This window comes from Terribacillus aidingensis, assembly GCF_040703035.1.
In the GTDB taxonomy this organism is placed as follows: Bacteria; Bacillota; Bacilli; order Bacillales; family Amphibacillaceae; genus Terribacillus.
The window spans coordinates 3,121,667-3,148,087 of sequence record NZ_CP159996.1 but is presented as its reverse complement, the minus strand read 5'-3'; the positions used below and the strand labels follow the sequence as shown (position 1 = coordinate 3,148,087).

Here is a 26,421-nt window from a genome sequence, read left to right as displayed (position 1 = left end):
CTTTTCATCATTTCTTATTTACAGACGCATCATAAATCGTATCCACGGCATCCTTCAATGCTCCATTGAAATCTTCCTCAGACTGATTTGCGTTTAAATCTGCTGCCAATGCGCGGGAGAAGCTGGCTATCAAGTCTTCATTTTCCTTCAGTTTTTCATTTGCTTCGTCACGGGAATAACCGCCGGATAGAACAACAACGCGGACGACGCGCGGGTGCTCGGTCAGCTCTTTGTATAGGTTCGCTTTCGTCGGGATGGAGAGCTTGAGCATGACGTTTTCTTCTTCCGATAGATCATTCAGATGGCGGAAGATTTCATCGCGAAGAATCTCTTCGCACTTTTCTTTATCTTCACTATGGATATTCACTTCTGGTTCAATTATCGGGACGAGCCCAGCTGCGATGATGCTTTTTCCGATTTCAAATTGCTGGTCGACGACCGCTTTGATGCCGCTGACGTTAGGCTCTTTGATGACCGAACGCATTTTTGTTCCGAAAATATGTCGTTCGGATGCGCGGCCGAGTGTTTCGTTCAGGTTATCGATCGGTTTCATCAGCTGAACGCCGTCTTTTTCCTCTGCCAAACCTTTATCGACTTTCAGGAATGGAACAATCCCTTTTTCTTCCCAAAGGTAATCAGCTGTGTACTTGCCTTCGATTTCCCGATCCATCGTCTGTTCGAATAGGATAGCTCCTAGAATCTTGTCTTTGTTGAATGCAGGGGAAGTGATGATACGTGTGCGCATGTCGTGGACGAGCTTGAACATCTCGTCTTCGTTTGAATAAGCATCTTCGGATACGCCGTACTCTGCCAATGCTTTCGGTGTGCTGCCGCCGCTTTGATCCAATGCTGCGATGAAGCCTTTGCCGTTTTTAATGATATCAAATTGCTTGTCGTTCATATCTGCCACTCCTTTAATTCGTTTTTTAGCTGAAAAAATGCTCCATGTTCACTGTTCCCTTTTATCCAGTGTTTTAACATTAAATGTTTGATAAGGTTTCCATTTCGGGATGTCCAGGCTGTGGAAGCATATATGCGGGAGTGAAAACGATGTTTCGCTGTTTATCGGGATCTTTGATTGTAACTTAAGTTGGATTGACGGCTGATTGGGCATGTTATAGGGTAAGTTTGACTATTTCAACGGACGGTATGGAAGGAAGGCATTCATGAGCATTAGGACTCGGTTATTCATCATGCTGCTCTTATTCATCATTCTGCCTTATTTTCTCTTTGTGATTTTTATTTATGAGAATAGCAAATCGAGTATCGAGGAGCGGGATTTGGCTAGGAGCCGAGAGGAATTAAATGAGAGCGGGGCAGATTTGGAACAGTACGCAGAGGAGATGGTCCGGCTGCCTTACAGCTTGTTCAATATGCCAGAGGTCCAGCAGGTACTGGAGAATGGCATGCTGGCAGAAACGACAGAGCATGTGCGAGCTTTTGAAAATAGTGTGGAGACATATGCGGCGACACGACCGGATATCCGGCAGCTGCGGTTTTATTTTCAACAAGATCAGCAGTCTTTGACGGTTTACCAATCAAATGTCGGTGCTCCAAAGCCTGCTCCGGATTATCTGGAGCACTCACCTTTCAGGGAGATGAACGAGTCGAAGGAAGCATACATGCTGGAAACTCCTCATGTGCTCGTGAACGAAGACAAAGTAGCGATCGTTCCGGAATCGGACAATACAATCGTGCTGCCGATCCAGCATAGGATAACAGACGTACTTAGCGGAGAATTTCTAGGATTCCTGACGACTGATATAGAAGTATCATCTTTCTCGCGGCTGCTTGAGGCTATCACAAGAGAAGCAGGGACACAGGTGTTGCTTGTGAATGGAAAGGAAGAGATCGTCTACAGCAAAGATTCTCAACAGATCGGCACAAATATGGACGAGTCTCAATTAGCTGCGGAGGGAGAAAATATCGTCCTTCGGGAGGAGCTGGGCAAGCCTTTAGCTGACTGGCAGCTGATCAAGGTTACATCAAAGGATGAGCTGTTTCGTGATGCGAGGGAGACGGCCTGGACGAATGTCGTATTAGGCATCGGCGTTGTCCTATTGGGGACCATACTGGTTCTGGTCGTTTCCCGTGTGTTTACAAAACCGATTATTACATTAAGTGAGAAGGTACGATCCATAGAAGGCGGTCAGATGAACGTCCAGCTTAAAACAGACCGTAAGGATGAAATTGGCCACCTGTCTGCGCATATGCAGGAGATGCTGAATCGAATCGATTCCCATATCGCACGTGAATATAGGCTTGAGTTAGAGGCAAGAGAGAGTCAGCTTAGAATGCTCAAATCACAAGTGAATCCGCATTTCCTCTTCAATGCATTGCAATCCATCGGAGCTGTTGCGCTGCGGTCTGATGACCGGGAGGTGTACAAGTTGCTCGTATCCTTATCCAAAATGATGCGATATGCATTGCAGGCCGATCAGCTCGTACCGGTGCGGGAGGAGCTTGGTTATATTGACTCCTATATCACATTGCAAAAAGAACGTTTTGGAGCAGATTTACCGATTGCTATTCAAGTAGAGAAGAATATGCAGGAATACAGAATACCAAGCATGCTGCTGCAGCCGCTTGTAGAAAATTACTTCAAGCATAGCTATGAAACTATGCGAGACAAAAGCAGCTTTATCCTAAAGGGAACGGAAAGAGACGGATTGCTGATATTCAGCGCAGCTAGCTACGGTGCAACAGTGAGCGCCGATGAGATTCGTCTGCTGCGCAAGGGAGCTGCTGGCGGAACAGGGCTGCAAAATATCGCGGAGCGTATCCAGCTGCATCATGGCGATAAGGCAGCGTTTCAAATTGATAATATGAACGGAAAAGGGTTTGAGGTCACGATTTGTATTCCGGCACAGGAGCAGGGAGGTCAGTAGCATGAAGGCGTTACTCGTGGATGATGAAAGAAATGGGCGTGAGGTGCTGCGTGCGCTTGGTGAGTGGGAGCAGAATGGAATAACTGTTCTTTTGGAAGCAAGTGACGGGGAAGAGGCGCTTGAGCTTATTGAATCGGAGCAGCCGGAGATCATTTTCACTGATATCAAGATGCCGCGTATGAACGGCATTGAACTGATGGAGCAGTTGCATGCTGCTGACTACCGAGGTAAGTGCATTCTTGTAACTGGTTATGATGACTACCAGTTCATGCGAAAAGCTATTCAATTCAACAGCTTTGATTATTTGCTGAAGCCAATCGATCCGGATGCTTTTACTAAGGTGCTGGAGAACGTGACGCAAGCCATTATCGCTGATAAGCAGTATCTGGAGAACGAAGCAGAGGTTCTCGGGGATGCGAGGAGGCTGATTTTGGAACAGCAGGTTTCGGCATTGTGTATGGGAGAGCTGAAGGATTTCTCCATCTTACAAAATGTTTTGCCGCAGGAAGAGAAAATCGATCTTACGTTGCTGTCTTTTTATCATATGCATCAGCCGGACCAAGTAATGGAAGATCTGACGAGTGAACTGCATCGATATGCAATTGGTGATGTATTCCGTTTCCAGCAAGAGGATAACTTGTATGTTGTTATGTCTGCAGCTGATCAGTGGCTGCAGATAGAGAATTGGCTGCGTCAGCATTTGGATATACCCGTACGGCTTGTACAAAAGACGCTGCGTTCTCTGGAAGAGATTTCTTCTGTATTCGAGCAGCTTACAGTAGAGCTGGCGGAGCATCGTTATCGCACCATTAGGAGACTTGAAGAACTGGAAAGTGAACAGCGCGGCCAAGACATCGTTGCTTATGTACAGAGCTACTACATGGAGGATGTAAGCCTGGAGCGATTATCAAAGCTCTTCTTCCTGTCAAAGGAGCATATTTCACGTAAATTCAAGCAAGAGACCGGGATGACATTATCCCGGTATGTGACAGATTGCCGTATGAAGCAGGCGAAGCAATGGCTGGAGATAACCGACAAAACGATGTATGACATAGCCAGGCTGCTTGGCTATCAAGATGAAGTCTATTTCTCGAAGCTATTCAAAAAGGAAACAGGATTAACCCCGACTGCTTATAGAACTGAGCATAATGAGCAGGGGGAGGAAAGATAATTATTATGAAAAAGAAACTGTTATACGGACTTTTTGCGATCCTTTTACTGCTGCTTTCCGCCAGCAATATGCCACCAGAAAAAGAGAAGAAGCAAGCAGAAGAAACAGTCAGCCTTACAATTCGTAATCCAAAAGTGGAGGTTGCTTCCGAGTTCGAGGACATGGTTAGCATGTATGAAAAGACGCATCCCCATGTTCATATCCAGGTAGAAACGGTGGGTGGTATTTCGGATGATTTCTCTGATTTGAAAACACAAATGGCAGTAGGGGAAGGTCCGGATATCTTCACCAATGTCGGCTATACTGCTACGAAAGAGTGGATGCGCTACTTGGAGGACTTGAGCGGGGAATCGTGGGTATCGGATGCTAGGGATGGTACACTCGATCCCATTACTGAGGGTGGAAAGGTGTATGGCATGCCGATGAATATTGAAGGATTCGGCATTATTTATAATAAGGTGTTATTTGAGAAAGCGGGTATCAACGAGCTTCCTGATACGTATACAGAGCTTGAGAGAGCGGCGTCTCAGCTCAAAAAGGCAGGTGTGACACCTTTTGCCAATGGCTATTACGAGGAATGGAAGCTTGGGCATCATTTAACAAGTTTAGCTTTCGCAGAGCAATCTGATCCCGAAGCGTTTATGTCGGAACTGGCAGAAGGTAAGGCAAGCTTTACGGATAATGATAGCTTTCATAATATGCTGCGTTTTCTGGATCTGACACTTGCTTACGGAGAACCGCATGCGGCAACGGCAGATTATTACGCTGAGATGGAAGCTTTCCAAAAAGGAGAGGCAGCTATGATTGTTCAGGGGAATTGGGTTGAGCCGCTATTGGCAAAACAAGCGCCGGATCTGGATGCAGGAATGTTTCCGATACCACTTGATGACGGAGGGGATGCGCAGCTGGTGACTGGTGTGCCTAGTTATTGGGTCGTCAATAAGCAATCCGGGGCAGCTGAGAAAAGGGAGGCGAAGCGATTCCTGAAATGGATGGCAGAATCTGAAGAAGGGCATGCATATCAAACAGAACACCTTCGCTTCATTTCTGCATTCCGCACTGTTCAGCCGCCTGAAACCAGCTTGAGCGGAGATGCGTGGAGACAATATGATCAGCAGGAGCGACGGAACTTTAATTGGTCCTCCTATTCGCCGTTTATGAAGGATGCCTTTGGCCGAATCCTGAAACAATACGTGAATGAAGAGATGTCGAAGTGGGATGCACTGCAGGACCTGGATCATGCATGGCGCCAAAATGTTTCCTCTCACTAGTGTAGAAGTCCCTAATCAGGAGGGACTTTTTGTATGGATATCAAATTTAGACAAAAATAAGATCAAGATAAGCCATCCCGGTTTTTGTTTTACTGTCCTATACTGAGCTCGTAAGTCAGGTTTGCCAAGGCTTGTCTTACACGGGATTAGCAATCATACATAGGAGGAATACGGGATGAAATTTCGGAAACGGGCGTTAAAAGCAAGTGTCGTTTCACTGAGTGCAGCGTTGGTACTGGGAAGCAGTTTGACAGTGGCTTCGGCGAACAATGAGGGTGGAAATGTGAAGCCGTACAAAGAAACGTATGGTACCTCACAAATCACACGTCAGGACATGAAGGAAATGATCGGGCAGCACGGGGACGAACGGTATACTGTTCCTAGCTTTGATGCTTCTTCCATCAAAAATATCGAGTCGGCTACAAAGATCGATGAAAATGGTAATGAAATCAAAATGGATGTCTGGGATACATGGCCGCTCCAAAACCCGGACGGTACAGTAGCGGATTACAATGGATACCAAATTGTTTTCGGGCTAGCTGGTGATCCAAAAGATGCAAGTGATACATTCATTTACATGTTCTATAAAAAATCAGGCGATGATTCGGCTGATGCATGGAAGAATGCCGGTCGTGTATTTGATGACAATGATAAATTCAATGGTGATAAAATACTTGCTGGTCAGCAGGAGGAATGGTCTGGCTCTGCTGCCTTCATCGATGGCGAGATCCGCTTGTTCTATACAAACCGCGGCGGCTTTGATGAAAGCCAAGGCATCTTTGGTAAACAAACTTTGACAACTGCGCAGGTGAACGTGTCTGAAAAGGATACAAGCAGCTTGCAAGTTGATGGCGTGGAAGACTATAAGTCCATTTATGATGGCGGCAACGGAAAGACATATGAAAATGTGAATAAAGCATTTGAAGACCGTAATTTTGCCAACAACCACACATTGCGTGATCCGCATTACATTGAAGATAAAGGTAAGAAGTATCTAGTATTCGAAGCTAATACTGGTACAGAGTTTGGCTACTCTGGCGAAGAATCCCTTTATAATCGTGCATACTACGGCAATGGTATGAAGTTCTTCCGTGAAGAATTCAATCAGCTGCAAAACAGCGATAAGAAGTCCACAGCGGAACTGGCTAATGGTGCAATCGGTATTGTAGAGATCAATGATGATTACACATTGAAAAAAGAAATGAAGCCGCTCATCGTTTCCAATACGGTTACAGATGAGATCGAGCGTCCAAACATCTTCAAGAAAGATGACAAGTTCTACTTGTTCACGAGTACGCGTGGTGCCAAAATGACAATCGATGGCATCGACGATGAAGACATCTATATGCTTGGTTATGTATCGAATAGCTTAACTGGCCCATATAAGCCAATGAACAAATCAGGTATCGTCCTGCATCAGGACTTGGATCCTAATGATTTGACTTGGACATATGCACATTATGTGATTCCGCAAAAGAAATCGGATGACTTCGTCGTAACTAGCTACATGACGAACCGCGGTTTCTTCCAGGATCATAAATCTACATTCGCGCCTTCGTTCCTTCTGGATATCGACGGTAAACGCTCTTCCGTTGTGGAAGATGGTATCCTGGAGCAAGGGCAAATCACGTACGAAGAGGAATAAATCAGAATCAGAAAAGGAAATGTCAGCAATATGGCATTTCCTTTTCCTTCATTTCAAATAAAAGTGTGGTGACGATATGTTTAATGGATTTTCGAAAAAGAGGTGGACGATGCTTGGCGTGCTGATTTTACTTGTTGCTGCAGTGGTCGCAGCCTCTGTGCTAAGCAACGAGAAAAAAACTCAAAATCAAAGTCCAGGGAAGGCGCAAACTATCTCTTATCGTCCTGTCTTCCATTTCAGTTCTCCTGACAAATGGAAAAATGATCCGCAGCAGCCAATTTATTATCAAGGCAAATACCACTATTATTATCTCTACAATAAAGATTACCCCGAAGGCAACGGTACCGAATGGCGGCACGCGACATCAGAAGATTTAGTTCATTGGGAGGATCATGGAGTAGCAATTCCGAAATATACAACAGATAACGGTGATCCGTGGACGGGGTCTGTCGTCCACGATAAGAACAATACAGCCGGTTTTGGTGAGGATGCACTAATTGCGATTATGACCCAGCCGACGGGAGAGACTGGGCAGCAGGAACAGTATCTCTGGTACAGCACAGATGGAGGAAATACTTTTAAGCAGGAGAGCGAGGAACCGGTTCTTACCAATCCGGGTACGCAGGATTTCCGTGATCCCAAAGTGATATGGGATGAGGAAAAAAATAGCTGGATCATGCTTTTGGCAGAAGGAGATAAAATTGGATTTTATACATCTGCTGACTTGAAAGCCTGGACATTCACTGGAGATTTTGAAACAGATGGAATTGGCGTACTCGAATGTCCGGATCTATTCCAGCTGCGCGCACCGGATGGTACGGTTAAATATGTGCTAGGTATGAGTGCGAATGGAGAGGGGAAAGGTGAACCGAAAACCTATGCCTACTGGACTGGAGAGTTTGAAGGGGCAGCTTTTACACCGGATAAAGAAAATCCAAGATGGCTTGATTATGGTTTTGACTGGTATGGTGGGGTCACCTTCGAAGACGGACCTTCTGAAGATAAGCAAGCAAAGCGGTATGCGCTCGCGTGGATGAATAACTGGTCGTATGCGGATCACACACCCGCGATGAAATATGATGGATTCAATGGTACAGACTCCATTGTCAGGGAAATCACATTGCAGCAGGATCAGGATGGTTTTTATCTTGCTTCCCGGCCGATTGCTGCGCTGGATCAGCATTTTCAATCATCGGACACAGTTGAGAATATAAGTCTTCAAAATGAGAAGCAAACCTTGGATGTTTCGGCGGAAACATACCAATTGGATGCTGATATTTCGTGGACAGAAAGTCCGAACGTCGGGCTGCAGTTGCGGGGATCAAATGATCACTCCCGTCATCTCGATGTAGGTATCGCAGTCGATGGAGGCTATTCATATGTGAATAGAAGCTACATTCCTAATCCTGATCAAACTGGAGACTATCAGGAAAGCAAGGCGCCATTTAATACAGATAAGAAGCACGTACATGTCACAATTCTCGTAGATAAAACAAGTGTGGAAATGTTCGTTGATGATGGGAATGTGGTGCACAGTAATACAGTATTCCCTCATCCGCAGGATCAAGCGATAAGTTTGTATGCGGAAGATGGCAGTGCTAAGTTTGATAATATTTCTATAAAGAGGATAGATAAAACACAATAATTTACTTAAGGAAGGCCTTTTACGGGCCTTTTTTATATTGTGTGAAATGGCTTTTGATAGCTGATTTATCATGTGAGGTTATTTTACATCTTGTGTAAGCAAATATTTTCGAGTTATAATAATTATTGTTTATTAAATATTTGTGATAATGTATGGAAAGCAGTACATACTACAGATGATTTGAAAGAATCGTTACATAAGGGGGATTTACATGGCGTCAAAAGAAAAAGAATTACAACAGCAGCAGTCTTCCAAAGGAAAATGGGGCGTCCTATTAGGAGCAGCATTCCTGATGGGTTCATCAGCAATCGGACCAGGGTTCCTGACTCAAACAGCTGTTTTCACTGATCAATTATTAGCAAGCTTCGGCTTTGTTATTCTTATGAGTATCATTCTGGATGTTGGTGTACAGATGAATATCTGGCGAATTATTGCCGTTTCCAGAATGCGCGGACAGGATATCGCAAATAAAGTATTGCCAGGGTTAGGATACTTCCTTGCTTTTGCAGTCGCATTGGGCGGTCTTGCATTTAATATCGGGAACGTCGGTGGTGCGGGACTTGGTTTGAACGTATTATTCGGAATCGATACAATTATTGGTGCAATCATTACTGGTATTATCGCTATTGGTATATTCCTTTCCAAAGAAGCAGGAGCGGCAATGGATCAGATTGCGCGCATTCTTGGGTTGATTATGATTTTGCTGACATTGTACGTTGCATTCCGCAGTGAACCGCCAGTCGGAGAAGCTGTTTTGCGTACATTTGCTCCAGAACAAATTGATGTGTTTGCAATCATTACACTCGTTGGTGGTACTGTTGGCGGTTATATCACATTTGCAGGCGGTCACCGTCTTTTGGATGCTGGTATTTCCGGTAAAGAAAGTCTGCGTCAAGTAACACAAAGTTCTGTTTCAGGTGTTTTGATTGCGTCAATCATGCGTATCTTCCTGTTCCTTGCTGTGCTAGGAGTCGTGGTGACAGGCTTTAAGTTGGATGCAAGTAACCCCGCTGCCTCTGTTTTCCAGGAAGCTGCTGGTACACTTGGATATAAAATGTTCGGTCTGATTTTATGGGCTGCGGGTATTACATCTGTAATTGGCGCGGCTTATACATCCGTTTCATTCCTGAAGACATTGTCCAAATGGGTTGCGAGGAATGAGAAGCTAGTTACAATTTTGTTCATTGTAGTATCAACAATCATCTTCTCCTTCATCGGCGAACCAGTGACATTGTTAGTTATCGCAGGTGCCATTAACGGGCTTATTTTGCCTATCGGGCTTGGTGTATTGTTAGTAGCGGCTTATAAGAAATCTATCGTCGGAGACTACAAACATCCGCTATGGCTTACGATCTTTGGTGGTATAGTGCTTTTAGCAACTACTTATTTGGCGGTTGTGACATTGATTAACCAAGCGCAGAAATTGTTCTAAATCGAGAAGGAGGTCCCAAAAATGAAGCTTACCTATCATCCGCTAGGAGATACGGGCATTCAGCTCGTTTTCGGACAGACGATCTCAGAGGAAACAAATCAGAAAATCCGGTTGTTCGCGGAGCTGCTTAAGGCGGAACAGATTGAGGGAATTATTGAATGGGTACCAGCTTATACGACTTTATCCATCTTTTATCGTCCTGATAAGGTCCGCTACCAGGCGCTTCTGGAAAAATTGGAGCGTCTATATGAGAATATTCAAGGAGGGGCGGCCGAGGCTGCTTCTCTTGTTTATGAAATTCCTACCTACTATGGCGGGGAGACAGGCCCTGATTTGAATTTCGTTGCGGATCATAACGGTCTGTCAGTAGAAGATGTCATCCGCATCCATTCGAGTCAGGATTATTTGATTTATATGATGGGATTTGTACCGGGCTTTCCGTACCTGGGCGGTATGTCAGAAGAAATTGCGACACCACGCCGTTCGGATCCTCGACCAAAAATTGCAGCAGGCTCTGTAGGGATAGCTGGATCACAGACGGGCGTTTATCCACTGGAAACTCCGGGAGGCTGGCAGCTCATCGGTCAGACACCATTGAAATTATATGATCCGGAAAGAGAGCAGCCAATTTTATTGACTTCCGGGTCTTATCTGCGGTTTGTCCCAATTTCGAAAGAAGAGTACGATTCAATTACGGAAGCAGTTCGTCTTGGGGAATATAAGATTGTAAGTAAGGAAAAGTAAGGAGGGACTGGTATGAAGACGATTGATTTAAACAGTGATTTAGGGGAGAGTTTTGGCGCCTATACAATTGGTAATGACGAGGAAGTGTTGAAATACATATCATCTGCCAATATTGCATGCGGATTCCATGCAGGTGACCATAATGTCATGCTTGAAACGGTTAAAACAGCAGCCGAACTTGGTGTTGGAATCGGTGCTCATCCAGGCTTCCCCGACTTAGCCGGTTTTGGCCGTCGGGAAATGAAGCTGTCTCCGAAGGAAATCTATAACCTTGTTGTTTACCAGGTAGGCGCAATGCAAGGAGCAGCCAAGGCCTGCGGTACATATGTTCAGCATGTGAAGCCGCACGGAGCGCTATATAATATGGCATCGAAAGACTCTGCTATTGCAGAAGCAATCGCGACAGCAGTGCATGCGGTCGATTCGAAGTTAGTACTGTTCGGTTTGGCCGGTAGTGAACTAGTACGTGCGGGAGAGAAAGCTGGACTGAACGTTGCGCAGGAGGTCTTTGCTGACAGGACGTATCAGGCAGATGGAACGCTGACACCTCGTTCTCAAGCAAATGCTATGATTCACGACGTGACAGTTGCGGTTGATCGTGTCATTCGTATGATTCAAGAAGGTAAAGTAACTGCCGTTGATGGAACAGATATTAACATTCAAGCAGATACAATTTGTGTGCATGGAGATGAACCGGAAGCACTGCAATTCGTCCAGCAGCTCCGTGAAAGACTTCAAGCAGAACAAATCACGATTCAGAATTTCGGAGTCGAGCATCATGGGTAGAAAGCTGTTTCAAGTGATCAAGCCCGGACTGCTGACAACTTTTCAGGATCTCGGCCGTACTGGCTACCAGGAATATGGTGTAGTTGTAGCAGGTGCGATGGATGATTTCTCGCTGCAAATTGCCAACCTTCTCGTTGGAAATAAACGTGACGAGGCAGGGCTCGAAGTAACAATGATGGGACCGGTACTCAAGGTGCTGGAGGATGCTGTCATTGCGATAACTGGAGGAAATCTGTCGCCAAGAGTGAATGGGCAGCCTGCGCCGATGTGGAAGAGTTTTGCCGTGAAAGAGGGCCAGCTAATCGAATTCGGTCAGCCATTGGAAGGGATTCGCTCTTATATCAGCGTGGCAGGCGGCTTTGACTTGCCAGCTGTAATGGGCAGCAACTCTACGTATCTGAAGGCAAAAATCGGCGGTCTGAACGGACGTGCTCTTGAGAAGGAAGACATTCTGTACGGTACTGAGAATCCTCATGCAGTAACGGGGCGTTCCCTTCATTACGATGAAATACCTAAGTACGAGAAGGAAGTCACTGCAAGAGTCATCCTAGGGCCGCATCAAGATGCTTTCACAGATGAGGCTATCAAAACATTCCTATCATCGAGCTATGAAATCACTCCTCAGTCAGACCGTATGGGGTATCGTCTGAAAGGTCCGGAACTATGGCACAAAATAACTGCTGACATAATCTCGGAAGCTATCCCGCTTGGCGGAATTCAAGTGCCTGCCAATGGTCAGCCGATTATTCTGATGGCGGACCGGCAGACAACAGGAGGATATACAAGGATAGCGACAGTAATATCCGCGGATATTCCGTTGTTAGCGCAAGCAGCACCGGGAGCGCACGTTCGCTTCAAAGAAGTCGGAATGGATGAAGCACAGGATCTTTATTTCAAAAAACAAAAAATTGTAAGTGTACTTGAGAAGATAATTGTGTAAAAGAAGAAGATGTTCGCGGATATCTTCTTTTTTTCTGTGAAAAATAATGCGGGGAAATATAAATAAACGCCAGGATTAATCAGTGTCTAATTTATCAATGGTGTAATAATGATAGCAATGCAGAAAATAAACAGAATGTATCAACTAATCACTTTTTAATCCGATATATAAGTAATAATGTATTTTAAGGAGAAAATAATGACTATTAAAATAGCCAGTTATGGCTCTTGTATCACTAGAGATAATTTTAACTCCAAATTGAATAAAAACTATAAAGAGAGGTATGAATGTGTAGCAACATCTTTGCATGCATCTTTAATAAGTCTTTTTTCCCGGGAATTTTCTTATGACGAGACTAAAATTGATTATATTGATGAAGAAAACGTGCATAATGAGGCTGATAAACGTAAGACCATCGAAGAATTAAGCAAAAGTTTCTTTCATGATCTAAAAGTAAAGCAGCCGGATTATCTGATTATGGACTTCTATACAGATGTCTTTTTAGGGGTGTTCTTCACGCAAGATCGTTTTGTTACAAACAATGGTTATATTAGCAAGACTTCATTCTTTAATGAACTGCCGGAAAAGTTCCATTTGAAGATTGATAGAAGTCCATCTGACTATTTTGGTTTATTGTTGCCTTCAATAGCTAAATTCATGGATTTCTTAAAAAAGGAAGTACCTAATTGCGAAGTGATCATTAATAAAGGGCGATTCAGCAATCGTTTATTAGATTCAGAGGGTAAGGTTTCCTATCTGCCTTCTTTACAACATTATAATGATATTTGGGATAAGCTTGATAACTATATGATTTCAAAGTATGACTTGAAATTTATAGAGCTGGATCATGAGCAGTATTATATTTCTCCGAAGCCAACTATCGGTTGGGATGTATTTCAATTACACTATCATGATAATTATTATCATGATTTCCTAGAACAATTGAATACAGTTACTCAGATTGATAAAAATGCAGAGGTAAATTGAGGTTTGCTGTAGGACAAGTATATTTTGTCTGTATATCAAGAAGAAAGCGTGCAGCTGATAACAGCTGCACGCTTTCTTCTAGTAATTAATTCCGAATCAAATAATCAAATGCACCCAACGATGCTGTCGCACCAGATCCCATAGAAACAATGATTTGTTTATAAGCAGTATCTGCACAGTCTCCAGCAGCAAACAGTCCTGGGACATTCGTTTGACCGTGCTTGTCGACGATGATTTCTCCCATCGGCGTGCGCTCAACGACGTCAGCTAGGAATTCTGTGTTCGGTACAAGACCGATTTGGACGAAGATACCTTGCAGTGCAATGTGTTTTTCTTCGTTTGTGTCACGTTCTACGTAAGTGATACCGTTGACGTTGTCGTCGCCAGTGATCTCCGTAGTTTGCGCGTTTGTAATAATAGTTACGTTCGGCAGGCTGTAAGCACGCTTTTGCAATACTTCGTCTGCTTTTAATGTATCGGCGAATTCAAGAACTGTAACATGGTTTACGATACCAGCCAAATCAATGGCTGCTTCGATGCCGGAGTTACCTCCTCCGATAACAGCTACATCTTTTCCTTCGAATAGCGGGCCATCACAGTGTGCACAGTAGGCAACACCTTTGTTCTTGAATTCCTGCTCGCCAGGAACGTTGATATTACGCCAGCGTGCACCTGTGGAGATGATGACGCTCTTACTTTTCAGTGTCGCGCCGTTTTCCAGCTCAAGCTCGAATAGATCGTTTTTCGCGATTTTCGTTGCTTTCTGCAGGTTCATCACATCGATGTTGTATTCTTTCACATGCTCTTCCAGGCTTGCGACTAGCTTCGGACCTTCAGTTTCCTTGACGGTAATGAAGTTTTCGATGCTCATCGTATCCAATACCTGACCGCCGAAGCGTTCTGCTACGATTCCAGTACGAATTCCTTTGCGGGCAGCATAGATAGCAGCGCTGGAGCCAGCTGGACCACCGCCGACAACAAGAACGTCGTAAGGTTCTTTGTTATCGAACTCGGATGCATCCGCACCAGATCCCATTTTGGCTAGCATTTCTTCGAGCGTCATCCGGCCGCTTCCGAAGTTCTCCCCGTTCAGGTAAACAGTCGGAACTGCCATGATGTTCTTGCTTTCTACTTCTTCCTTGAATGCCGCACCATCGATCATCGTGCTTGTGATGTTCGGATTCAATACGCTCATCACATTAAGTGCTTGCACAACATCCGGGCAGTTATGACAAGTCAGGCTGATATAAGCCTCAAAGTGGAATTCACCTTTGATGTTCTTAATCTGATTGATCAGTTTCTCATCGACCTTCGGTGCACGACCGCTTACTTGCAAGAGAGCAAGGACAAGTGAAGTGAACTCATGACCAAGCGGGATGCCGGCAAAAGCAATGCCGGTTTCTTCGCCAACGCGGTTCACGGTGAAGCTCGGGGTGCGGTTTAGTTCTGCTTTTTCTACTGTGATCTTGGACGACATAGCTGCAAGCTCTTCAACTAGAGCAAGCATTTCCTTGGAAACGTCGTCTGCACCAGCGCTTACTTTAAGAACGATAGGGTTCTCCATAAGCGCCATATACTGGTTCAATTGAGCTTTAATGTTTGCATCAAGTACCATATTCAACGCACTCCTTAGATTTTGCCTACAAGATCCAAGCTAGGTGTTAGTGTTTCAGATCCTTCTTCCCATTTCGCCGGGCAAACTTCACCTGGATTTTGACGCACGTATTGTGCTGCTTTGATTTTGTTCACAAGCGTGCTTGCGTCACGGCCGATACCGTCTGCATTGATTTCAACTGTTTGGATTACGCCATCTGGATCGATGATGAATGTACCTCGATCAGCAAGACCAGACTCTTCGTTAAGCACATCGAATTGACGAGAAATTGCTTGGGATGGGTCACCAATCATTGCATATGTGATTTTGCCGATTTTTTCAGAGCTGTCATGCCAGCCTTTATGTACGAAGTGTGTATCTGTAGATACAGAGAATACTTCCACACCAAGATCTTTTAGTGTGCTGTATTGATCTTGAAGATCTTCCAGCTCAGTCGGGCATACGAAGCTGAAATCTGCAGGGTAGAAGCATACTACACTCCATTGACCTTTAAGACTTGCTTCTGTTACTTCGATGAAATCTCCGTTTTTGTAAGCTTGTGCTGTGAATGGTTGTACTTCTTTGCCGATAAGTGACATAAATAAATAGCCTCCCAAAATAAATTAATAACTAGAAACTTAGAATTACTTAGACATAATCATTCTAAATTTATATTTATTAGTAAGAGTAGAATACTAAAAGAGTTGTGTCAAGGGATTATGTGAAGGGTGTCACAATGGAAATGGCGTAATCACGCCGTTTCTCCGCTATTAGAAGAAATGGTTAAATTTATGTGACATTAATCTGGTTTAAGTATTTTGCATAGCTAATAGATGTTGTGGTTTTGTCAGTTGGACCTCTCTTTTGAGAAGATGAGAATGAATGGATGGTAAATATTGTTTCTAAAGAATTATTTATTGCTATCTAACTTCCCCCTCCATTAGCCGATAAAGAAAGTAACAAGTTGTTAGCAGCTTAGTACATTAGGGGGAATACTATGAAACGCATCTTAGAGAAGGGCAGAGTTGGGCTTACTATCAGGAATAAGCTTATCCTTTCCTTTATCATCATTCTACTTATACCTAGCATTCTGATTGGTTTCTTGGCGTATCAGAGTGCAAAGAAGGAGCTATCAGCTCAATTGATCGGAAGTGCATCAAGTAACGTGGATGTACTGAACAGTATGATAGACGATACAATCAAGCCAAAGATACATGATATCGATTTCTTTGCCAGTCAAATCGGTTCTGATCTATATGACGGCATGGAAAGCCCGGAGATAAGGCGGAAACTAGAGCAATACACAGACTTGCATCCGGAACTTGAACTGGCATATGTCGGAACCGAAGAAGGATTGATGATACAGTCCCCTGATTTGGAGCTTGCAGACGATTATGATCCTCGGGAGCGGCCTTGGTACCAGCAGGCGAAAGAGAAAGCGGGCGAAGTGGTCATAACAGAACCATATGTATCTGCATCCACTAATACCTTAGTAGTGACAATTGCACGGACAACCGAAGATAACAGTGGTGTCATTGGCATGGATATTACATTAGGTAATTTGGAAGAGACATCTAAGAAGATACACATTGGCAAAGAAGGATATACTTCTATTCTTGATCAGACGAAGCATATTATCGTCCATCCGACAGAGGAAAAAGGATCTGAAGCTACTGCCGATTATCTTATCCGGCAATTTGAGAAAGAAAATGGAAAATATCGATTCGAACAGGGTGCTGATACACAGGAGCTTGTCTATACGACGAATAAATTAACAGGCTGGAAGGTTGCAGGTGTAATGTCTGCTTCTGAGATAGATGAGGCAGCAGCACCAATTCTATACACGACGCTAATCGTATTATCTGCAGCACTAATTGCTGGAGGGTTCCTGGTCTTCGGTGTTGTTCGTTCTATCATTAAACCATTGAACAAGCTGAAGCAGACTGCGGTACAAGTGAGCGGGGGCGATTTGCGTGAACGGATAGAGATTCATTCTAAGGATGAACTAGCTGAGGTTGGAAAGGCATTCAACACAATGACAGATAACCTAAGCAGTTTGATTAAGCAGATTGATACTGATTCTGGTCAGCTGGCAGCATCATCAGAGGAGTTGCTTGCAAGCTCAGAGCAGACAACCTCTGCAACCGAGCATGTGACGACAACATTGCAGGAGGTAGCAGAAGGATCAGACTCGCAGCGGATACATGTCGAACAGAATGCGCAGGCGATTGGTGAGATTGCAATCGGCATGGACCGTGTAGCGAACAGTTTGTCTACGGTGTCGGATTCGACGAAACAGGCAGCTAGCTTAGCAGCGGACGGAGAGTATTCCGTCAATCAGACAGTCGAACAGATGAAACATATCTATGCGTCTGTGAATGAATCAAATATTAGAATGCAGGAGCTTGAGACAAGTTCTAAGAAAATAGGAAGCATAACAGATGTGATAGTTGGTATTGCTGATCAGACGAATTTGCTGGCACTGAATGCTGCTATTGAAGCCGCGCGTGCCGGTGAGCAGGGTAAAGGCTTTGCGGTAGTTGCTGATGAAGTCCGGAAGCTTGCTGAGGAATCGCAGCGCTCGGCTATGCAAATCACAGAACTTATTCAGCATATCCAGTCTGATACTGTGCAGTCTGTCAAAGTAATGGCGCAGACAGCACGATACGTAGAAACAGGACTGCAGGCCACCGATGAAACAACGACAAAGTTCAGCCAAATTAAAGATAGTATCTTTACAATATCCCCGCAGATCGAGGATATCTCCTCTATCACCGAACAAATAGCAGCAAGCGTCCAGGAGATGACTGCTAGTGCAGAAGAGCTTGCAGCGATAGCAAAAGAAAATGCTGCGGCATCCGAGACAATGGCAAGTACTACAGAGGAGCAGCTAGCCTCTATGGAGGAAATCACCGCATCAGCAAATGCCTTGTCCAATTTGGCCGAGGAATTACAGGAATTACTGACGAAGTTCAAATTATAAATCGAAAAGCGACCCGAGAAAGGGTCGTTTTTTTTATAGAGAAGTATGGTATGACACTTCGGGGGAATATTTAACGATAATAGGACAAGTGCTTTCGGTTCAAAAAAATTGTCGGTTTTACACTAACTATGACGGATTTTAGATGGGTAATTATAACTGGAAAATATTGAAGGTGAGATTGAATGGGTAATTTATACTATTTTAATTATTCTCTTTAAAAATAATTGTTATTAATGGTTATAACAAATCACGGTAGTATTTATAGTGTCGATAATAAGGAAAAATCCCTATTATAAAAGTATTTATTTGCAACTCCTCACCCTTTTTTCTGACAGAATTTCCATTATATTAATTAACGATAGCTTTATACATCATTAACATCCTGTTAACAATCAGCCTATACAATTACTCTCGTACACGACCTAATCTATTAACTTTATTTTTGAGTGTTTTTCGAAAAAGATGATATGGAGGAATGAGAGATGAAGCTAAGCAAAAAATTACTAGGTGTGACGTTAGCGGGGACGCTAGCCGTCGGTTCAATCGGTTTGACGAACTTGGAGAGGGAAGAGGTAGAAGCGAAGAAGGATCCAAAGGTGAAGAATGTCATTGTCCTCGTTAAGGATGGAGTGAGCTCTACTACAACAACGCTATCGAGATGGTACAAAGGCGATGACTTGGCGATGGATCAGATGGCCTCTGGTGGTGTGCGTACATATTCGGCAGAATCCGCCGTTACGGATTCTGCTCCTGCTGGTACAGCGATGGCTACTGGCAATAAATCGAATGATAAGTTTGTCGGTGTCCTGCCGGAGAAGATTGCTTCCCCAGGTGTCGATGAAGAACTCGCTAATGATCCCTATCGTCCGGTGACGAACGTGCTGGAAGGGGCGAAACTGAACGGCAAAGCTACTGGTATCATTTCTACATCTGAAATTCAGCATGCGACTCCTGCAGCTTTTTCATCTCATGCGGACCATCGTTCACAATATGGAAATATCGCTGAGCAGCAAGTCTATCAAAATATTGATGTCGTCCTTGGCGGCGGGAAGGAATCCCTTGAAAATGGCAACCGTGAAGATGGTGAGGATCTGCTAGGTGTCATTGATGACAAAGGCTACGATTTCGTTGAAAACCGTGATGACTTGCTTGATTCCAAATCGAAGAAGATTTGGGGCTCGTTTGCACCAGCAGCACTGGCTTACGATATGGACCGGGAAGTAACGCAGCCGGAAGAGCCAACTTTGGCAGAAATGACGAAGAAAAGCATTCAAACATTGTCTAAAGATAAGGATGGTTTCTTCCTGATGGTAGAGGGCAGCAAGCCGGACTGGGCAGCGCATGCAAATGATCCAGTCGGTATGATCAGCGATACGCTGTCATTTGATGATGCAGTTAAAGAGGCATTGGATTTCGCTAAGAAAGATAAGAGCACGATGGTCATTGCAGTTTCTGATCATGGTAACAGCGGAATCTCTATCGGAAATGAAAATACGGACGGCACATATTCTTCTACACCAGTATCTGCCTATGTGGATCCGTTGAAAGAAGCAACAATGACACTGGAAGGTGCTATGTCCCAGTTGAATGAAGATGGCTCCAACAGATTGGAAGTTGCGGAGCTATATGGTATTACGAACCCAACAGCAAAAGAGAAGAGAGCGATTAATAAATCCGAGGATCTTGGGGGCACATTGGTTGATCTCCTGGCGCAGCGAGCAAACCTTGGCTTTACGACTGGCGGACATACGGGTGAGGATCTGTTCCTATACTCCTATGGACCAGGTAAGCCATCAGGTATGATCGAGAACACGGACATTGCTCATAGCGTAGCAGATGCCATGGGCTTCAAGCTGGACAAGCTGAGCAAAAATATGTTCGTTGAAGCAGAAGCAGCGTTTGGTAACTGGGGCGAAGTGAGCATCGATTCCTCCGATGCTGCGAACCCGGTATTGATAGTAAAAAACGGACGTAAAAAAGCAGAATTCCCTGTGAACAAGAATATCGTTATTGTGAATGATCGCGAATATGAACTGGATAGTGTAACAGTTCAAAGCGGCGGCAACTTCTACGTGTCGAAGGATGCTGTGAAGCTAGTTAAGAAAGCGAAGTAATTGAGTAATTGAAAAACAGCAATCAAGGCGTAAACCTTGATTGCTGTTTTATTTTATTCCTGACCCAATGGCCTTCCAGAAAGATTCTGACTCATGTCCCAGTGCATACACAGATACACCTGTAATGCTGTATGTGTTGGTGAGGGAGGTTTTTTTCTGCAATGACCGTTCATCCTCAAACCAGACCATGTGCTCCTGATTTTCCTCAGCAAAATTGAAATACGTAGACGCAGTTCCTTCCTCGTATATAGGATCTATATCGTAACCAACTATCTTTGAATGGATGCTATCCCATTCCATCAACTTATTCTCCTCTGGGTTAGATAGATTCCAATCGTAGCCATATGCTGGCACTCCCATAATAACCTTATTAGGGTTGATCGTTTCTGTAGCAAAAGCCAGCATTTTATTCATCCAATCCAAGCTGGCTACAGAGCCTGGCTCACTCCAAGAGCCATGTTCATCATAGGTCATTACTTGTACATAATCAGCATATGCTCCAATTTTTTCATAGTTATATGGCCAGCTCCAATCATCTGCCGGATCATCGATATCTTTTGCTGGCACAGACACCATCGTTTGTATGTCATGCTCTTTGAGTTCTCCTGCCACATCCTTAATGAGGTCAGAGTAGAGGTCTCGGTCCTCAGGATAGACAGCTTCAAAATCGATATTAACGCCGGTAAAATCATCTTCTGCGGCAAGCTGTACCAACTGATCAATGAAACTGCTTTTTGCGTCTTTGTCACTCATAACAGCATGTGCCAAGTCCGGATCGAAATCTGCTTTACCGAAATTTGAGATCACAGCATATGTATCGATATCATGCTGCTTTGCATATTCAAGCTGGTTTTCTGGTGCTTCACCAGAGAGTTTGCCATCGGTATCAAAAGAATATGTATCCATTGCGATGGCAGTAAGATATTCATGGTATTCTTTCAAAGAATGAAAAGATGATTCATCCGAAGTGGTATAACCGAGAACCATTTTTTCGTTAGGTTGAGCATTCGATCTTAATTGGGTATAAATGAGTCCTCCTGCTGCAATCAGCAGAATGAGCCCAATAACTACATACTTCTTCATGTGTATCCTCCGTATTATGATTGGGAGACCATATTATCATGTTTTAAGTATAATGGGTAAGCTGTATTCCTTTTTAACGGATAGAAGCTCTAACAATTAGCATTAATCCATATGCATACAATAAAAAAGGAGTGGCTTCATGTCTTTCCGAATCTTATATAAAATGCTGCTTCTGTTCATTAGCATTTATGTCATTTATACATTAGCAGATAACTATCTCCTCGATCATCGAGCTGCCTTTTTCCTTGAACAGAAAATAGATTTGCGTGCATCCTTTCATCTGCCCCTCTGGCTGGATGTCATGTATGTGCATGTGTTTGTCGCTTGTCTGGCGACCCTGAGTGGAGCGGTGAATTTTTCGAGGGGATTGGCTTGGCATAAACGGAAATTCCATCGTATCAATGGCTATGTGTATGCTGTTTCAGTGATGCTTGTATCGTTGACATCAGGTTACCTGGCTCCTTATGCAACGGGAGGCAAACTGGTCAGTGTTCCGTTCAATCTGGTGAATTTGTTTTGGCCGATCATGATTGTAGTTGCCATCGTACATGCCAGGAAAGGCAGGCTGGATAAGCATCAACACTGGATGATTCGCAGTTATCTTTTCTGTTTTACAAATATGTTCATTCATTTGATTTCTTCTGTTCTGTTTCAGGCAGGGATGGACTATACGCTAAGTTATACCATCGGGGTCTACGGATCGATAGCAGTGAACTTATTGATAGCAGAAGGTATCGTCCTGTATTTGCGCTCAAGCAAAAGATAATGCATCACCTAAGTGCTGGCAAGCATGAGAAAAGATATGAAAGTTTTATGTCGGATAATCTCCTTTCATTCATTACAGAATGCTAGAGTTTCTGGCATGATGGACAAAAGGACGCAAAAGGCGAGGTGAGATGGCCGTGAAAATAGCACCGTTATTCATCCTGTTTGCAGCAATACTCTGGGGGACGACTGGTACGGCTCAGGCATTTGCACCATCAATAGCCCATCCGATTGCAATTGGAGCTGCAAGGCTTGCGGTTGGAGGAGTGTTTCTGATTTTGTCAACCCTCGTTTTCGGAAGATTGAATGTAAAAGGCTGGCCAATCGGACTGACGCTTCTCGCAGCGATTTGCATGGCGTGCTATCAACCGCTGTTCTTTTCGGCAGTCCATCAGACCGGCGTTGCGGTAGGTACCGTCATTGCGATAGGGAGTGCGCCGATTTTGTCAGGGGTGTTGGAGTCAATATTATTCAGAAGACGGCCAAGCTATATATGGTGGGGAGCGACTTTGTTATCTATTATGGGCTGTGTACTGCTGTTTCTGACAAATGATACTGTCATGATCAAGCCAGTTGGAATTATGCTTGCACTGGGAGCAGGTCTATCCTTCGCAGGTTATACATTATTGAGCGCACAAATTGTGCAAGGTAAAAGCCCTCTTGAGACAGCTGCAGTCATCTTTGGAATTGGAGGAGTTTTCCTTATGCCGTTCCTTTTCCTGTTTGATATGAGTTGGATTTTGCAGCCAAGCGGACTGGCTGTATGTCTGCATCTAGGGATTGTTGCGACAGCAGCAGCCTATTTCTTGTTTTCAAAAGGCCTGAAGCGAGTTCCGGCATCCTCAGCTGTGTCACTTTCCTTAGCTGAACCGTTTACGGCTGCGGTCTTAGGTGTTGTATTAGTAGGGGAGCAACTTAGTTTGTTTGCCTGGGTGGGCATTGGGAGGTTATTGGGAGGTATTGTTCTAATTGCGTTAGCTCCCAGAAAGATAGAGTCTGTGTGAGCATATTCTATCTTTTTAGTGATACGAATCACTTGAGAGCTTCTTATATTGATATCAATATATGACAGGAATATACAGTATTGAAATAGAAACTATGTATAAATAAGTAAATCCAACGCGTGATTGCTAGAAGAATGTATAAAAATACAATATCTTATCAATAAATTAATACTAGCATTACAACTTAACATTAGAATCATCTTGTAGTACTAATGTTGAGGAGTGAGCGAATGCCAAGAAAGCATAATGAAAATAGTAATAGAAACAAAGGTAAGTCCACCATCCCTGTCTTAGTATTAACTGCAGCTTTTTGTTTTCAAGGAACTAATTCTGTTTCAGCCGCAAACAATTTGGATGAATCTGCGATTGCTCCAAAAGAAGCCTCTTATGGCTATTACGTCGATACATATGCAAATAACGACAAGGCTAATATGACCCCTGAATCAAATCCCTCTATTGGTGTGCTTTCTAAATTTCATGAAATCTGGGAACCAGGTGATTCATGGAATAATGGAACAGTGTTAAATTCCGAAATACATAATCAAAATATAGCGAAGTCAATCTCGATCACAGAAAATTGCACAGATGAAGAGGCGATAACGGCCTATTTAGTTGATCGTCGTCATCAAAATTATAGTGCAATTACAGGACTAGGTTCGTATACTGATAATTTTATAGCTGGTGCTAATGCCGGGACGACGATTCCGGATGAAATCCCGGCAGACGCGACAACAGTAGGGTATGATGACGCTAGTAATAACAATGGAGTATGGGCTGACGAAGATTCCAGCCTCGGAAGTATGGTGAAATTAATAAATAACATACGTTGGACTGGGGCATCGACCTCTAATGCTAAAGCTTATTATAATTACCAACGACCGTTTCGATGGAGTGAAGAAGTAAGTGTAATTCCTACACTTGTTCCAAGAATAAAAGAAGATCCCAGCAGCGATGGCGGCTTCCCGAGCGGACATACAAATGCAGCCTATCTTGCTTCTTATGGATTTGCCTATGCTGTTCCAGAAAGATACGAAGAAATAATGACAAGAGCCTCTGAGATGGGGCACAGCAGAATCGTAGCCGGCATGCATTCACCACTGGATGTTATGGGCGGAAGAGTCATGGCAACAGCTGTTGCCGCATCTGCCCTGAATGACCCGGCAAACGAAAGTGTGAAAGAAGCTGCGTATGCGCAGGCACATGAAGTATTGCTAACCCAAGAAGGTGCTTCTGAGGATAATTACAGCGATTATGAGACAAATAAGAAAAATTATACCGAGCGTCTTACATATGGATTTGAACAAATCGGAGATACCACAAAGCCAATGGTAGTGCCGAAGGGGGCCGAGGCTTTAATCGAGACTCGTTTCCCGTATTTAGATGATGCGCAGCGCCGCTGGATATTATATACAACGGGCTTACCATCCGGATATCCTGTATTGGATGATACGGAAGGCTGGGGAAGATTGAATTTATTTGCAGCTGCTGGAGGTTATGAAGCGTTTGAAAATGATGTCACTGTAACAATGGATGCCTCCCAAGGCGGATTTAGTGAGGCCGACACGTGGAAAAATGATATCGAAGGCTCTGGTAAGTTAACCAAGTCAGGTACAGGTGCATTAACGTTATCGGGAGATAACACGTATACCGGAGGTACGTTGCTGGAAGAAGGAACTTTGGCTGCAAACTCCGGCACCGCTTTTGGTGAAGGTGAAGTCGTGAATACGGATGGGACGCTGATTGAGAATGTATCAAGCGGTGTAACGATTGGGAATGACTTTACGCAGTCAGAAGCAGGTACACTAGAGCTTACAATCGGAAATAAGGAAGATGTACTTGATATTAACGGTGAGGCTACATTTGGCGGAACGCTAAAACTAAACTTTACAGAAGGGTTTATCCCTGATACAGATACACCGATCATCTCTTATAATGCGCTGACAGATAAGAGCGCCTTTTCTGCAGTGGAAATCACAGGTCTTCCTGATAATTATGAAGTTTCCTATGATGCAAATGCGTTATTTGTTGTAGACGGTAATGCTCAGGAGGAGGAAGAAAACAATTCTCCAGTCGTACCGCCAACTGAAACAGGAGATGACAACAATCCTGGAACGGATCCAACAGATGATAACGGATCAGCACCAGAGCCGGAAGAAACAGATAAAGTGGAAACCCCAACAGATTCACCTACTGAAAACGAAGACAAGAAAACGGATGTTAATGTAGAAGAAACAAGTAAGGAAAGTAACAATTCCGTAAAGCCAGTGGCGTCGAGCAAGGCGGATGGAAATGTAATTGAAAACCCTAAAACGGGTGATGACACAAATATAATCTTGTATGTTGGATTACTAGCAGCATCTGCCATTGCTGCTGCGATCGTTGTCCTGCAAAGAAAATTCAGAAGAAGATAATTATATCTATTCATGTGCCCCTTGCAGTAAAAAGGCAAGCAGTTGTCAGAAGCTTCAAGGGGCATATTGCTTTTAAGGAAAACAATACTGACTTATAAAGGTACGGATAGAGTATGAAGAAAACGGAAAGCAAGAAAATGACTTGGCTTCAAAAAGTCATCCTGCTCACATGTGTAGCTGTGTTTTTATTTTCCCTAATCAAGATAGGGGGGATTGGCTTTGATTATGTTCAAAGTGAACAAGTAATGAAGGAAATCCAAGAGCAGTATAAAGGCAATCTGCAAGAAAACAAAGCCATAGCTTCAGAAAATCCAGTACGCCCGCAATTTCAAAATCTCTTGGACATCAATCCTAATATAGTAGGTTGGTTAACGGTTGATGATACAAAAATAGATTATCCTATACTGCAAAGCTCCGATAATAACCATTATTTGAATCGGAATTATAAAGAGGATATATCCAAATCAGGCAGTATCTTTATGGATTATCGAAATCAGGCAGAATCAGTGGATAGACAAACAATTATTTACGGCCATCAGATGAAAGACGGTTCAATGTTCGGTCAGCTGGATAAGTTCTTAGAGGAAGATTTCTTCTCACAGCATAAAGAGTTTCAATTTGATACAATTTATGAGAGCTATAAAGTAGAAATTTTCTCGGTATATGTAACAACTACAGATTTTAATTATATTGAAACCGAGTTCTCTAACGACGAAGAGTATATGAATTTTATAGAAGTAATAAAAGATAAGTCAAGGATGCAGACTGACATCCATGTTACCGAAAAGGACGATATTATTACCTTGTCTACATGCAATGATTTACAGGATCCGGAAGATGGGCGGTTAGTTTTGCACGGAAAATTAACGAAGACTAACTGAGAACCTAATTGACACACTGCTAATTGGTTTTTAAAGGAGCGATTTTACTCGCTCCTTTATTTTTTTTGTTCTGCCTC

At 43.6% G+C, this 26,421-nt stretch carries 20 protein-coding genes; 16 read left to right on the top strand and 4 right to left on the bottom strand.

Features of this window, described 5'->3' with window-relative positions:
- Nucleotides 1-7: 7 nt before the first annotated feature.
- On the bottom strand, nucleotides 8-901 hold the full coding sequence (locus tag ABXS78_RS16235; protein ID WP_366248083.1) for a fructose bisphosphate aldolase: 894 nt from the start codon (nucleotides 899-901) through the stop codon (nucleotides 8-10).
- A 265-nt stretch (nucleotides 902-1,166) separates the two neighbouring features.
- Between ABXS78_RS16235 and ABXS78_RS16230 the strand changes: the two genes are divergently transcribed.
- From ABXS78_RS16230 to ABXS78_RS16185, 10 genes are all read left to right on the top strand, one after another.
- The gene (locus ABXS78_RS16230) at nucleotides 1,167-2,888 is read left to right on the top strand and encodes a sensor histidine kinase (protein WP_366248082.1); all 1,722 of its coding nucleotides are present in this window, start codon (nucleotides 1,167-1,169) and stop codon (nucleotides 2,886-2,888) included.
- A gap of 1 nt (nucleotide 2,889) precedes the next feature.
- Complete coding sequence (locus tag ABXS78_RS16225; protein WP_366248081.1) at nucleotides 2,890-4,059, top strand: response regulator; 1,170 nt, start codon at nucleotides 2,890-2,892, stop codon at nucleotides 4,057-4,059.
- 5 nt (nucleotides 4,060-4,064) lie between these two features.
- A complete protein-coding gene (locus ABXS78_RS16220; RefSeq protein ID WP_366248080.1) occupies nucleotides 4,065-5,330 on the top strand; it encodes an extracellular solute-binding protein in 1,266 nt (421 codons plus the stop codon).
- 175 nt (nucleotides 5,331-5,505) lie between these two features.
- Nucleotides 5,506-6,975 (top strand): glycoside hydrolase family 68 protein, encoded by a 1,470-nt coding sequence (locus ABXS78_RS16215; RefSeq protein WP_366248079.1) that lies wholly within the window; start codon nucleotides 5,506-5,508, stop codon nucleotides 6,973-6,975.
- A 76-nt stretch (nucleotides 6,976-7,051) separates the two neighbouring features.
- Complete coding sequence (locus ABXS78_RS16210; RefSeq protein ID WP_366248078.1) at nucleotides 7,052-8,620, top strand: GH32 C-terminal domain-containing protein; 1,569 nt, start codon at nucleotides 7,052-7,054, stop codon at nucleotides 8,618-8,620.
- 211 nt (nucleotides 8,621-8,831) lie between these two features.
- On the top strand, nucleotides 8,832-10,052 hold the full coding sequence (locus ABXS78_RS16205) for an NRAMP family divalent metal transporter (RefSeq protein WP_366248077.1): 1,221 nt from the start codon (nucleotides 8,832-8,834) through the stop codon (nucleotides 10,050-10,052).
- Between the two features lie 21 nt (nucleotides 10,053-10,073).
- The gene (gene pxpB, locus ABXS78_RS16200) at nucleotides 10,074-10,796 is read left to right on the top strand and encodes a 5-oxoprolinase subunit PxpB (protein ID WP_366248076.1); all 723 of its coding nucleotides are present in this window, start codon (nucleotides 10,074-10,076) and stop codon (nucleotides 10,794-10,796) included.
- A 12-nt stretch (nucleotides 10,797-10,808) separates the two neighbouring features.
- Nucleotides 10,809-11,582, top strand: a complete 774-nt coding sequence (locus tag ABXS78_RS16195; protein ID WP_366248075.1) for a 5-oxoprolinase subunit PxpA — start codon at nucleotides 10,809-10,811, stop codon at nucleotides 11,580-11,582.
- Nucleotides 11,575-12,522 (top strand): biotin-dependent carboxyltransferase family protein, encoded by a 948-nt coding sequence (locus tag ABXS78_RS16190; protein WP_366248074.1) that lies wholly within the window; start codon nucleotides 11,575-11,577, stop codon nucleotides 12,520-12,522. The genes ABXS78_RS16195 and ABXS78_RS16190 overlap by 8 nt, the downstream gene beginning before the upstream one ends.
- Nucleotides 12,523-12,720: 198 nt before the next feature.
- Nucleotides 12,721-13,509 (top strand): DUF6270 domain-containing protein, encoded by a 789-nt coding sequence (locus ABXS78_RS16185; protein WP_366248073.1) that lies wholly within the window; start codon nucleotides 12,721-12,723, stop codon nucleotides 13,507-13,509.
- An 85-nt stretch (nucleotides 13,510-13,594) separates the two neighbouring features.
- Here the strand turns inward: ABXS78_RS16185 and ahpF are convergent, their stop codons facing one another.
- Both ahpF and ahpC read right to left on the bottom strand, forming a co-directional pair.
- Complete coding sequence (gene ahpF / locus ABXS78_RS16180) at nucleotides 13,595-15,124, bottom strand: alkyl hydroperoxide reductase subunit F (RefSeq protein ID WP_366248072.1); 1,530 nt, start codon at nucleotides 15,122-15,124, stop codon at nucleotides 13,595-13,597.
- 14 nt (nucleotides 15,125-15,138) lie between these two features.
- On the bottom strand, nucleotides 15,139-15,702 hold the full coding sequence (gene ahpC, locus ABXS78_RS16175; RefSeq protein ID WP_095221508.1) for an alkyl hydroperoxide reductase subunit C: 564 nt from the start codon (nucleotides 15,700-15,702) through the stop codon (nucleotides 15,139-15,141).
- Between the two features lie 398 nt (nucleotides 15,703-16,100).
- Between ahpC and ABXS78_RS16170 the strand changes: the two genes are divergently transcribed.
- Together ABXS78_RS16170 and ABXS78_RS16165 are read left to right on the top strand one after the other, a co-directional pair.
- Nucleotides 16,101-18,086, top strand: a complete 1,986-nt coding sequence (locus ABXS78_RS16170) for a methyl-accepting chemotaxis protein (protein ID WP_366248071.1) — start codon at nucleotides 16,101-16,103, stop codon at nucleotides 18,084-18,086.
- 482 nt (nucleotides 18,087-18,568) lie between these two features.
- The gene (locus tag ABXS78_RS16165; protein WP_366248070.1) at nucleotides 18,569-20,200 is read left to right on the top strand and encodes an alkaline phosphatase; all 1,632 of its coding nucleotides are present in this window, start codon (nucleotides 18,569-18,571) and stop codon (nucleotides 20,198-20,200) included.
- 48 nt (nucleotides 20,201-20,248) lie between these two features.
- Here ABXS78_RS16165 and ABXS78_RS16160 read toward each other — a convergent pair whose 3' ends face one another.
- On the bottom strand, nucleotides 20,249-21,283 hold the full coding sequence (locus ABXS78_RS16160) for a glycosyl hydrolase family 18 protein (protein ID WP_366248069.1): 1,035 nt from the start codon (nucleotides 21,281-21,283) through the stop codon (nucleotides 20,249-20,251).
- A 139-nt stretch (nucleotides 21,284-21,422) separates the two neighbouring features.
- Here ABXS78_RS16160 and ABXS78_RS16155 point away from each other — a divergent pair, with 139 nt between their 5' ends.
- From ABXS78_RS16155 to srtB, 4 genes are all read left to right on the top strand, one after another.
- Nucleotides 21,423-22,049, top strand: a complete 627-nt coding sequence (locus ABXS78_RS16155) for a DUF2306 domain-containing protein (RefSeq protein WP_366248068.1) — start codon at nucleotides 21,423-21,425, stop codon at nucleotides 22,047-22,049.
- A 130-nt stretch (nucleotides 22,050-22,179) separates the two neighbouring features.
- Nucleotides 22,180-23,052 (top strand): EamA family transporter, encoded by an 873-nt coding sequence (locus tag ABXS78_RS16150; protein ID WP_366248066.1) that lies wholly within the window; start codon nucleotides 22,180-22,182, stop codon nucleotides 23,050-23,052.
- Nucleotides 23,053-23,282: 230 nt separating this feature from the next.
- Nucleotides 23,283-25,463, top strand: a complete 2,181-nt coding sequence (locus tag ABXS78_RS16145; protein ID WP_366248065.1) for a phosphatase PAP2 family protein — start codon at nucleotides 23,283-23,285, stop codon at nucleotides 25,461-25,463.
- Between the two features lie 113 nt (nucleotides 25,464-25,576).
- A complete protein-coding gene (gene srtB / locus ABXS78_RS16140) occupies nucleotides 25,577-26,344 on the top strand; it encodes a class B sortase (protein ID WP_366248064.1) in 768 nt (255 codons plus the stop codon).
- Nucleotides 26,345-26,421: the final 77 nt, after the last annotated feature.